This is a genomic window from Parabacteroides distasonis ATCC 8503, assembly GCF_000012845.1.
GTDB classification, from domain to species: domain Bacteria; phylum Bacteroidota; class Bacteroidia; order Bacteroidales; family Tannerellaceae; genus Parabacteroides; species Parabacteroides distasonis.
This window is the reverse complement of the sequence record NC_009615.1, coordinates 935,395-947,882: the sequence shown is the minus strand read 5'-3', so window position 1 is coordinate 947,882 and position 12,488 is coordinate 935,395. Positions and strand designations below refer to the sequence as shown.

The window sequence follows — 12,488 nt, the reverse complement described above, 5'->3', positions numbered from 1 at the left end:
GTTATCTACTATACAACTCCAACTCAAGCGCCGATATATTATAGGCATATACGGCCTCAATATATCCCCGCCGGATCTCCCGGGCGGCGTTCAGGCTTTGAACAAACTGCGTGATATCTGTCTCGCTCTCTTTGAACTGTACCGTCGCGCTCTTCAACAAAGCATCCGCTTCCGGTAAAGCGCCGGTCGTATAATAGCGGATATGCTCTCCTTCCTTACGAAGCGCGACGCTCAACTCCTCCACCTTATTGTTCAATTGACGGATGTTACTCTCCGCTTCCGTGCGGGCGATATAGGAATCGATCTTCGCTTGCCTTACCCGGCTATGCTGCGGGAAGAACAATACCGGGAACGAGATCCCGACCATCCAAGAGTCCAGACCGCTCAACGGGGCTATTTTCTGACGCACATATCCTACCGATAGTTCCGGGAAGAAACGGCTTCGTTCGATACGAAGCATGGCTTTCTTCTCATCGGCCACGCTCCGGAAGTAATTCAGATGGATATCGGACGGAGCGATCTCGGCTACGCGAGCGGGGAATAAAACCAATGTCGTATCCATAGGCAGCAATGGGGAATCCGAATAACAAGTCCATGAGAAACGACGGGCAGCCAATTGCAACTCCTCCTCCGCCTGCGACAAACGGGTTTGCAGATCGGCGACCAAGGTAGATGACATATTCCGCTCCAATAGCGTGATATCCCCTTGCTCATAACGCAACTGACTTGCCTTTCGCAAACGTCCGGCCCACTCGATCTGCTCTTTATACAAGGCACATAGATGAAAGGCATATTGATAATAAGCCCATGCCCGTTTTACCTCGGCCGTAATCTCCTTCTTCACCAAGTCCCGGTAATATTCTCCCGTGGCGACTTGACGGTTCACCAAGGCGTTCTTATAAAATGGGGTCAATAGAGAGCCCAAGGATTGCGTGATCTCCATCTGATTGTCGTTTCGTGTCTCACCGTTGATCTGCCCCCATGAATAATTAAAGGTGGTCGGTGACACCTCCCAGCTCTCTCCCCGTGAAGCACGACTACGTTCAATGGATGCCGTGGCAGTCTTCAGGCGAGGATGATTCTCCAAGGCGATCGTCACGGCTTCTTCCAACGACACCGTCTGTTGGGCATGCGTGGGGAATAAGATACCTAAAAAAAGAAGAAACGGCAATAGGCGCTTCAACCAGTGTTGGCGCTTCCAAGCGGCCGAGCTATTTACCAACCGATAAAATACCGGGATAATAATCAACGTCAAGATCGTGGAGACAATCAAGCCTCCGATCACGACCGTCGCTAACGGACGTTGCACCTCCGCGCCCGCGGACTTCGCTATCGCCATCGGCACGAATCCTAGAGAAGCTACCAAGCCGGTCAAGAATACGGGGCGAAGTAGATGCGGACATCCTTTCGCAAGGATACGATTCGTTGTCATTTGATATTTAGTTTGTTTTCGTAAGTTATTAAAATGATTAATCATTAATATACCATTCAAAACCGCTACGCCAAACAAGGCGATAAAGCCGACCCCCGCCGATATACTGAAAGGCAACCCTCGTAACCAAAGGGCCAGAATACCCCCTATCAAGGATAACGGGACGGTAGAAAATACCACCAGCGAGTAGGTAACACTCTTAAAGGCAAAGAACAACAGCAATAAGATCAATGACAAGGCGACCGGTATCACGATCGTAAGCGTATCGATCGCATTCCGCAAGTTCTCGAACTGGCCGCCATACTCAAAGTAGTATCCCGGTTCCAGCTTGATATGCTTGTCAAGGGTTTCTTGGATAGTACGCACGACTTTCTGGATATCAGCGTCACGGACATTCACCCCGATCACGATACGGCGTTTCGTGGCATCCCGGTTAATCTGTAGAGGCCCGTTGACCAGCTCGATCGTAGCGACCTCGCTAACCGGGATCTGGATTCCCTCGGCAGTCCGTACAAAGAGCTTATCCAAATTCAGATCCGCCACTTTATCATTATCCAGACGAAGCACCAAGTCGAAACGTCGCTCATTCTCGAAAACGACACCCGCCGCCTCTCCCGCATAAGCCGTACGGATGATCGTGTTCAACTCCTCTATATTCATCCCGTAACGGGCGATCTTGGCACGGTCGTAGTGTACGACCAATTGCGGCAGCCCCATCGCCTGCTCCACGATCACATCGGCGGCTCCCGGTACTTGCTCCACGAAAAGAGAAGCTTCCTTCGCCTTCTTATAAAGCTCCGCCATATCCTCTCCATATAGCTTGATCGCGATATCCGCCTTGGCTCCCGTCATCAATTCATTGAAGCGAAGCTGGATCGGCTGGCTGAAGTTAAACTCCGCCCCCGTAATCGGTTCCAAGGAAGCCTTCATCTTCTCCACCATCTCCGCACGGCTGGAGGCCGAGGTCCATTCCTTGAAAGGTTTCATCACGATCATGATATCTGCGTCTTCCACCGCCATCGGGTCGGTCGGAACCTCGGCCGTTCCGATCTTGGCTACCACGTGTTTGATCTCCGGGAAACTCTTCATCAAGGTCTCTTCCGCTTGCTTCGATAGCTCGATACTATGCGTCAGGGAACTACCGGCGGGAAGCGTCATCTGCATGGCGAAATCCCCCTCATCCAGCGTAGGGATAAACTCCGCCCCTAACCTCGTGAATAAGAAAAGGGACACAGCCAGAGCCGCGAAAGAGCAAGCGATCGTTCCCCAGATATGACGCAGACAGAAATGAAGCGTACGCCTGTAAACCCCATTTAATTTCCCGAAGAAACGATCGGCGAATGTAGGCTTCGAAGAGATCGTACGCTTTAGGAACAGGGAGGCCATCATCGGCACGTAGGTGAGCGAAAGGATCAAAGCTCCGATAATACAAAATACCAAGGTCTTCGCCATGGGGGTAAAATACTTGCCCTCTATCCCGGTCAGCGTAAGTAGCGGGAAGAAGACGATCAAAATGATCAATACGGCAAAGGTAGCGCTCCGGGCGACATGACCGGCTCCGGCCTCGACCTCCCGGTCCATCTCCTCGGCAGAGAGCGTACGCCCCATCAACCGCCTCGAATAGATATGCGCCAACATCCCCTCCAATATAACGATCGATCCATCGACCACGATACCGAAATCGATGGCCCCCAAACTCATCAGGTTGGCGGAGACCCCGAAAACACGCATCAAGATAAAAGCGAAAAGCATCGCCAACGGGATCACGGAAGCCACGATCAAACCGGCCCGCACATTCCCCAAGAAGATGATCAATACGATAAAGACGATCAACGCTCCCTCTATCAAGTTACGGATCACGGTGGATATATTTCGGTCTACCAATTCGGAACGATTCAAATAAGGTTCTACACGAACACCTTCCGGCAACATTTTCTGTACCCTTTCGACCCGTGCCTCCAGTTCCTTGGTCACGACATTGGCGTTCGCACCCTTCAACATCATGGCGATACCGCCCACGCACTCTCCCTCGCCATCCTTTGTCATGGCTCCAAAACGCTTGGCGGAACCAAAGCGAACCGAGCCGACATCGCTTATATGAATCGGTATCCCTCCACGGTTCGTGATCACAATGCGCTCGATGTCCTTTATCTTGCCGATCATTCCCTCGCTACGGATGTAGTAAGCCTTATTGATTTTCTCGATATAACTGCCGCCTGTATTCTGGTTATTCCGGTTGAGCGCCTCGAACACCTCGCCGATCGTAATATTCAAGGAATAAAGGGCATCCGGATCTACCGCCACCTCATACTGTTTCAGATAGCCGCCAAAGCTATTGATCTCCACGATACCCGGTATACCGCTCAGTTGCCGTTTCACGATCCAGTCCTGAATGGTACGGAGTTCCATGGCGTCGTATTTCTCCTCATAACCGGGCTCCACGCTCAATACATATTGATAAATCTCGCCCAAGCCGGTCGTGATAGGCATCAGCTCCGGCGTACCCAGTTCCGTGGGGATTTCTCCCGCCACGGTCTGTATCTGCTCGTTTATAAGTTGGCGGGCATCCAAGGTAGGCACGCTTTCCTTAAACACGACCGTTACCAATGACAGGCCAAAGCGGGAAACGGAGCGGATCTCTTCCACGTTCATGATATTACTCATCGCTATCTCGATAGGCATGGTGATCAATTGCTCTACCTCTTGCGGGGCCAAGGTTGGCGATACCGTCACGATTTGCACTTGATTGTTCGTTATATCCGGTACGGCATCTATCGGTAAAGTCATCATGGCATAGATTCCCCCCAGAAGCAGAAACAAGGTTGTCAACCCAACGAATAGTTTCTTCTGAATAGAAAAATGGACAATCGCTTTAAACATCACTTCATTTATTTAATATAATAGTTACAAAAATAAAAGGTAAGCGTTTGTCTGCCCCGTATAAAATAATGAAGTGACCGAAATCAAGGTTGAAGTATCGGTATGAGGAGTTGGAGCATATCAATAGAAAAAGGCTTCACATGCCCTCTATGACACATGAAGCCCCTTTTGTTATCCTATATAAATAATAAGAATCGTTGCCGTTAAAAGCGGATCAGCACTTAATGCTCAACTGTCGCAACACCTCACGGATCTTCTCATACGTGACGATACGTGTAGGAACCAAAGGCAAACGAAGCTTATTCTCGATAAAGCCCATCATATTTAACATACTCTTCGCTCCGGCAGGATTTCCATCCACGAACAACAGGCTGAACAGCTCCGTGAAGCTGTGATGGATCGTACGTGCGCTATCATAATCACCCGCCAAGGCCAGACGTACCATACGGCTAAACTCACGAGGGAAGGCGTTACCGATCACGGAGATCACTCCCACCGCACCTAATGTCATTAAAGGGAAAGTAATACCATCGTCACCGGAGATCACGTTGAAACGGGCCGGCTTGTTCTTGATGATATCATCCATCTGGGTGATATTGCCGGAAGCCTCTTTCACGGCGATCACGTTATCGAACTCACGGGCGATGCGAAGCGTAGTCTCAGCCGTCATGTTCACGCCCGTACGCCCCGGTACGTTATAGAGTACGATCGGTAAATGGGTAGCGTTGGCGATCGCCTTGTAATGCTGGTAAATCCCTTCTTGGGAAGGCTTATTATAATAAGGTACGACCGAGAGGATAGCGTCGATACCCTCAAAATTATCTGTCTTCAACTTCTCGACAACCGACCGTGTACAATTACCTCCCACGCCTAATACGATAGGGATACGGCCCCGTACACGAGTCACTACCAAGCTTATAATGTTTTTCTTTTCTTCTTCCGTAAGTGTAGGAGTTTCCGCTGTAGTTCCCAGCACTACCAAATAATCCGTACCGTTCTGCACCTGATAATCCACCAGCTTGCCTAACGCCTCGTAATCTACACTCTCATCTTCCTTGAATGGCGTGATCAACGCCACACCCATTCCTTTTAAATTTATGTCTGCCATGGGGAAAATATTCCTTTTTGTTATTTAGCACTGCAAAAATAAGGAAATTATATCATTTAGCACGGATGGAACGCAAATAAAATAATATCTGTCCGAATAAATACTGAATATCGTCCTTATCTGTTACAGTCAAGCCTAAGTCGTACCATTCTTGGCCCGGATACTTAATCCCGACCTTGAAGGCGGATGGATGCCGGAGAGCGATGTATTGCAAGGCATAACAACCCGGCCGGGTGATATCGATCAAGATATCCGCCTTGAGAGCGCCCACCTTTTCCAAGACACTATCTGAAGGGAATCCCCACGCATTGAGATCGCTCTTTGAATGTACAGGAATATTGGAATCGTCGAAAGGAATATCCGCTCCTCCGGACGGCACATACACACACGTCTTGATATCCTTCTTCGCCTTGCGCAAAGGCTCCAAGGCCCTCATGACGTCCTCGTGATCCTCTATATTATACAAGACCAAAAGCGAACGTGCCTCATCCAAGGAAAGGGAACGATGCGGACGCCCCCCGGCGTCCGACACTAAAGCCTGTATCTTCTTCTTGATAAAATAATTCGTAAACATTTATTCCAGCATATTTAAGAACGCATCCTCGTTGATAATCTTCACACCCAGCTTCGCCGCTTTCTCCAGCTTGGCCGGTCCCATATTCTCGCCGGCAAGGATATAATCGGTCTTCCCTGAGACGGAGCCGCTATTCTTGCCGCCATGTTGCTCAATCATCGCCTTATACTCGTCACGTGAATGCTTGGAAAATGTCCCGCTGATCACGATCGTCAATCCTTTCAACTTCTCGGAACGGTTCGCCAATTGCTCCTCGGAAACCGCCATCCGCAAGCCCTGTTCCTTTAATCGGTTCACCAACGTACGGTTCTTCTCGTCCGAGAAATAACTCAATACACTCTGGGCGATCCGCTCGCCGATCTCGTCCACGGCTACCAAATCCTCTAAGGACGCCTGCTCCAATGCCTCGATCGAATGGAAAGCCGAGACCAAGCGTTTAGCGACCGTCTCTCCCACGAAACGAATCCCCAGACCGAACAAGACCCTCTCAAAAGGAACTTGCTTGGATTCCTCCAGACTCGACATCAGATTCTGGGCGCTCTTCTCCGCCCACCGTTCCAGACGCAATAAATCGGCAACCGTCAACGTATATAAGTCCGCCGAGTCTTTTACATAACCGGCGTTGTACAAATCCTCCACCGTTTCCGGGCCTATATTGATATTCATCGCCTTCCGGGTCACGAAATGCTCTATACGCCCCTTGATCTGAGGAGGACAGCCCGACTCGTTCGGACAGTAATGCGCCGCCTCTCCCTCCGGACGCACCAAAGGAGTCCCGCACTCCGGACACACACGGATAAAGCGGACCTTATCCCCCATCAGCATCGAACGAGCCTCCACGTTCACTCCCACGATCTTCGGGATGATCTCCCCGCCTTTCTCCACATACACTTGGTCGCCGATATGCAAGTCAAGCCCCTCGATAATATCGGCGTTATGCAGGGAAGCCCGCTTCACCACCGTCCCCGCCAACAATACGGGCTCGAGGTTCGCCACCGGAGTGACCGTCCCCGTCCGTCCCACTTGGAAAGAGACCGAGTTCAAGCGAGTCTCGGCACGCTCCGCCTGAAACTTATAAGCGATCGCCCAGCGAGGGCTTTTCGACGTAAAACCTAAGTTCCTCTGCTGACGAAGCGAGTTTACCTTCAACACGATTCCATCCGTCGCCACGGGCAGGTTCTTACGTTCCACATCCCAATAAGCGATATAATCGAATATATCCTGTAGGCTCTGGCATTTACGGATCACGTCCGGAATCTTAAAACCCCATGCGCGAGCCGCCTGCAAATTCTCATAATGCCCTTCGGCCGGCAGGTTCTCACCCAATAAATAATAGAAATAAGCATCCAGCTTACGGGAGGCCACGATAGCCGGGTTCTGCTGTTTCAACGTACCGGAAGCGGCATTGCGAGGATTGGCGAACAAGGGTTCCTCCTGCTCCTCCCGCTCCTTATTCAAGCGATCGAACTCCGCCCAAGGCAGCAATACCTCGCCACGGATCTCGAACTCCTCCGGAAAATCAGAACCCCGGAGTCTTAATGGAACCGAACGGATGGTCTTGATATTCGCCGTCACGTCATCACCACGAGTACCGTCGCCACGGGTCACGGCACGCGTCAAGCGTCCTTTCTCATAGGTCAAAGAGATAGAAGTGCCATCATATTTAAGCTCCGCCACAATCTCGAAAGGCTCATTCAAGGAGCGGACCGTACGATCATAAAAATCTCGGATCTCATCCTCGGAGTACGTATTACCCAACGAAAGCATCGGATATTTATGTACTACTTGCTCAAACTCTTTCGAGAGGTCGCTCCCCACTCGCCGAGTCGGGGAATCCGGATCGGCGAACTCGGGATGCGCCGCCTCCAGTTCCTGCAACTCTTTCATCATCTTATCAAACTCAAAGTCTGATATTGTCGGTGCCGAAAGCACATAATAATTATAATTATGCCGCTCCAGCTCATCACGCAGGGCTTTTATCTTTGCTTCGACCATATTAGTATATTAATTCTACGTTGTCTATCCAAAACGTATTTCCCGGAGAGCCGATATAGGCCCCTCCGTGGCTGGAGGTGAACTGCAACACCATATGCGTAGGTGCCTCGCCCGGCTCCGCCCAGCCTACCTCTTGGATAGGAACGCTTTTTCCTTTACTATTTAACGTATAACGTTCCTCTACTTGTATACGCATATACGGTTTATATTCGGGCTTGGATGTTATATTTCCATAAAGGATCGGGTAAGTAGCGTCATTTACCCAATCAGGGGTAGATTCCGTATAGCGTTGCACCATCGTACCGACCCGCTTGGAATAAACATTCCCTTCCTCGTCTTCCCATCGTTTCTGCAACAACAAGATCACCGCCAAGGAATCCTGCCCGGCCACCGTACTCTTACGGCTGAACCCCGTACTACGTACCCGATTCTTCTCGGGAGCGGCTTTCACCTTATAATCAAACCGCAACGCTTTCGGCTTCTTGGAGAAAGGCACTCCTGATTGTAACATCGCTTGGGGGTTCTTTGTTCCCTTGATCGGCTCATGCACCGTACCCAAGAAAACGGAGCCGGCGGCGATCACCTCGATATCCACCAAACCGAAAACCTTCACGCTCTCATAACGGGTCTCCATGCGGGCGCACATCCCATCCCCCCGTTTCTCCGGGAAAACAGACGTATTGGTTTTCACCACTCCCGCCACTTTCGCCATCACGTTGGAAGTAGCCCACGGAGAACCGCCCATATTACGAAACGCCGTATTACCGACAATCGTATCCGAGGGCCCCAGCTCATAAAGCCATTTCGTATTTCCCCCGATAATGCCAGACTCATGAATCTCACGGACAATCCAATTATCCATGTCTCCATAAGCGAAGGGCACCACATTCTCCGATGTCACCCCATCCCCGTCCGCAAGAACCACGGACAAAGGCATACAAGCGATTGCCAAAAATAACGCTTTCTTTCTTAAACTCAAACCCATCCCTCTATCAATTTAATACCTATCTAACCCTTTATTTATAAGCTATAGCCCCATTCCTTCAAGGCCATGCCCCAATTTTCCTCTACGAGCCGGACCGTACGATCCTCGTACTTGTATTGGTTCTTCTTGTAGCCCTTCTTCTTGCCCAGATACTTCTCTATATCCACCTTAGACTCCTTAAACCCGGGTAAGTTTAATGACCCGTAGATATTTTCCGTCATGGCGAAAGCGTCTTTCTCGAAATCCTCGAACTTCACTTCCACCAGATTGCCTTCCGGTATCAGGTGCTTCTCTTCCTCGTACTTATAGAAAAGACGGCGATATACCTCGATGAAGTTCGCCTCGATCTGCTCGTTCGTGATATCCTGCAAACGCAATGGCTGGATCGTATTCGTAAAGAAACTGCGGGTACTCTCGAATACCGTATACGGATTTCGCTTCAAGTAGATGAACTTAGCGTTCGGGAACATCTCCAGCAATGTCTTCACACGCCCCGTATGCGGTGGGTTCTTGCTCAAATACTGCGTACCGTTCGTATTCCAGAGGGAAACCTTAACCAGACGCATGAAAGTATCCATGAAGATCCGCCGCTCCTCCTCCGTGATATCGTTAAACAATAAGTAACGATCGCAATACTCCATCCAGCGTTTCGGGAAGAACCAGAAATTATAATATGTATAAGGCATCATGTTCGACAAGGCGAACTCCTCCTCTTGCGGAAGATCCACCTTCAACTCCATATTATCGGTCGGACGCTTATCCGGCATCAAGAAAGCCATGTTCTTCTTGAAGAAAGGCTGCCCCCAGAGCATCAGGTGCGGGAATACCGTCTGGTACGTCGTGGTATAACCGAAATGCTTATCGCAGGCGAAGATGTTATGTACAAAGGTCGTACCACTCCGCCAATGCCCCAAGATAAACAAGGGGTCCATCTCCAGCGGCTTATCGGCCAATTTCTTGAACCGGCTATCCTCGATCGGCTTCAAGGCGCTCAACAGGCGGCAAACACCGGTCGTAAGGCGATACTTACCCTTAAAGCCCTTGTCTATCTGCTGCCGGGCCGTCACCTTCCTGAACGTATCCCAATCCGCCCCGACCAACGTATTGATCGGTAGCTTATCAAACTCCAACAATCCCATATCCTATCGTTTTTCCGTTATACATTTCACAGATACGCCCTGCCGGCCCAACTCCTCACAAACCTTACGGATCGCCTCATAGTGCTCCTCTCCGATTCCCATCTCCGGGAGGTTCAAGGTAGCCAAAGCGTCTTCCGTCACCATATCTTTAGCGTCCACACGGTCGATGATCATACCCACGGCGGACGTATTATTCGTAATCGGATCGATCAAGATAAACGAGCCGGTTTGCTTATTCCTCCTATACGGATCGAAGAACAACTCCTTGCCGGTAGTAAATACCACACGGCCGATCTCGTTCAGCTCCAGATGATCCACGGAAGATTGCTCCATCGTGTTCACGTTCACCTTATAGCGGATACTATCCACACGGGCACGTGTCGTATGAGTGGTCTGCTTGATGTAGAACTGCTTGTTCACGTCCATGGCTTCCTCATCCATCCACACCAGCATGGCCTCGAAATTACGGTCGCGGATCGGCAAGTTATCCGGGTGCACCAGCATCTCCCCACGGGAGATATCGATCTCGTCCTCCAAGGTGATCGTGATACATTGAGGCGGGAAAGCCTGCTCCAACTCACCCTCGTAGGTGACGATGCTCTTTACCTTCGAGGTCTTCCCGGAAGGCAACGCCATCACCGTATCTCCCTTACGCACGATACCGCTGGCCACCTTGCCGCTAAACCCACGGAAATCCAGATTCGGGCGCAACACGTATTGCACCGGATAACGGAAGTCCTCGTAGTTACGATCCAAGTCGATAGGCACGTTCTCCAGATAATCCAATAAAGATGTACCCTCGTACCAAGGCGTGCGATCACTCTTCTCCACCACGTTATCGCCATCCAAGGCCGACAAGGGGATATACGTGATATCCGGGATATCCAGCGGCTCCACGAAACGTTTATAATCCGCCACGATCCGGTCGAACGTATCCTTGTCGAAGTCCACCAAGTCCATCTTATTCACGGCCAGTACCACATGCTTGATCCCCAGCAAAGATACCAGATAGGTGTGACGGCAGGTTTGCGTGATCACGCCCGTGCGGGCATCCACCAAGATGATCGCCAGATTCGCCGTGGAACCACCCGTGATCATATTCCGGGTGTACTGCTCGTGCCCCGGGGTGTCGGCGATGATGAACTTACGGTTGTTCGTGCTGAAATAACGGTAAGCCACATCGATCGTGATACCTTGCTCACGCTCGGCCTTCAAGCCATCCAGCAACAAAGCGTAGTCGATATGCTCGCCGGCGTTGCCCATACGCTTGCTGTCACGCTCCAAGGCATCCAACTGATCCTCGTATATTTTCTTACTATCAAACAGCAATCGGCCTATCAAGGTCGATTTGCCATCATCCACCGAGCCGGCGGTCAAGAATCTCAGCAGGTCCTTCTGCTCGTCCTTATCTAGGAATTCCTTTATATTTAATTTTGTATCTGCCATGTCTCTTCTGTGTTAAAAATACCCTTCCCGTTTCTTCTGCTCCATACTAGCGTCTTGATCGAAGTCGATCACACGGGTCGTACGCTCGCTCTTCGTCGTGGTCATCATCTCCTCCACGATTTTCTCGATCGTATCCGCCTCGCTCTCCACGGCGCCGGTCAGCGGCCAGCAGCCCAACGTACGGAAACGGACCATACGCATACGGATCTGGTCCCGGTATTGCTCCGGCAAGCGGTCGTCGTCCGCCATGATCAAATTACCGTCGATCTCCACGCACGGACGCTCCTTGGCGAAATACAAGGGAACGATCGGGATATTCTCCAGACGGATATATTGCCAGATATCCAGCTCCGTCCAGTTCGATAGCGGAAATACACGGATGCTCTCGCCCTTATGCACACGGGCGTTATAGATATCCCACAACTCCGGGCGCTGGTTCTTCGGGTCCCATTGATGGAACTTATCGCGGAACGAGAAGATACGTTCCTTCGCACGGCTCTTCTCCTCGTCACGACGGGCGCCGCCGAAAGCGGCGTCGAACTTATATTTATCCAAGGCATGAAGCAAGGCCTGCGTCTTCATCAAGTCCGTATGCACCTTGCTTCCATGCGTGAACGGGCCCACGCCCGCGTGGAAAGCCTCCATATTAGACTCCACGATCAAGTTCCAGCCGAATTTCTTCGCGTAAGAATCACGGAACTCTATCATCTCCTTAAACTTCCATTTCGAATCGATGTGCATCAACGGGAAAGGAACCTTACCCGGAGCGAAAGCCTTCTCGGCCAGACGGACCATCACGGAAGAATCCTTCCCGATGGAATAAAGCATAACAGGATTCTCGAACTCGGCGGCTACCTCACGGATGATGTGGATAGACTCGGCCTCCAGCTCCTGTAAATGACTTAACTTGTAATCAGACATATCTTTTT

Annotated in this window: 8 protein-coding genes; all 8 read right to left on the bottom strand. The window is 50.7% G+C overall.

Annotated features, from left to right (window positions below; translation table 11 throughout):
- Position 1: 1 nt before the first annotated feature.
- Entirely contained in the window at positions 2-4,312 is a 4,311-nt protein-coding gene (locus tag BDI_RS03965) for a CusA/CzcA family heavy metal efflux RND transporter (protein WP_011966171.1), read from the bottom strand.
- A 214-nt stretch (positions 4,313-4,526) separates the two neighbouring features.
- Positions 4,527-5,420, bottom strand: a complete 894-nt coding sequence (dapA, locus tag BDI_RS03960) for a 4-hydroxy-tetrahydrodipicolinate synthase (RefSeq protein WP_005857419.1) — start codon at positions 5,418-5,420, stop codon at positions 4,527-4,529.
- A gap of 52 nt (positions 5,421-5,472) precedes the next feature.
- The gene (locus BDI_RS03955; protein WP_005857421.1) at positions 5,473-5,994 is read right to left on the bottom strand and encodes a DUF6913 domain-containing protein; all 522 of its coding nucleotides are present in this window, start codon (positions 5,992-5,994) and stop codon (positions 5,473-5,475) included.
- A complete protein-coding gene (gene ligA / locus BDI_RS03950; protein ID WP_005857423.1) occupies positions 5,995-7,989 on the bottom strand; it encodes an NAD-dependent DNA ligase LigA in 1,995 nt (664 codons plus the stop codon).
- Position 7,990: 1 nt separating this feature from the next.
- A complete protein-coding gene (locus tag BDI_RS03945; RefSeq protein WP_005857426.1) occupies positions 7,991-8,974 on the bottom strand; it encodes a PCMD domain-containing protein in 984 nt (327 codons plus the stop codon).
- Between the two features lie 35 nt (positions 8,975-9,009).
- Positions 9,010-10,113 carry a sulfotransferase family protein gene (locus tag BDI_RS03940; RefSeq protein WP_008772342.1) on the bottom strand — a complete coding sequence of 368 codons (1,104 nt, stop codon included), beginning with the start codon at positions 10,111-10,113 and terminating at the stop codon, positions 9,010-9,012.
- A gap of 3 nt (positions 10,114-10,116) precedes the next feature.
- Entirely contained in the window at positions 10,117-11,559 is a 1,443-nt protein-coding gene (gene cysN / locus BDI_RS03935) for a sulfate adenylyltransferase subunit CysN (RefSeq protein ID WP_005857430.1), read from the bottom strand.
- A gap of 12 nt (positions 11,560-11,571) precedes the next feature.
- The gene (cysD, locus tag BDI_RS03930; protein ID WP_005857432.1) at positions 11,572-12,480 is read right to left on the bottom strand and encodes a sulfate adenylyltransferase subunit CysD; all 909 of its coding nucleotides are present in this window, start codon (positions 12,478-12,480) and stop codon (positions 11,572-11,574) included.
- Positions 12,481-12,488 lie beyond the last annotated feature (8 nt).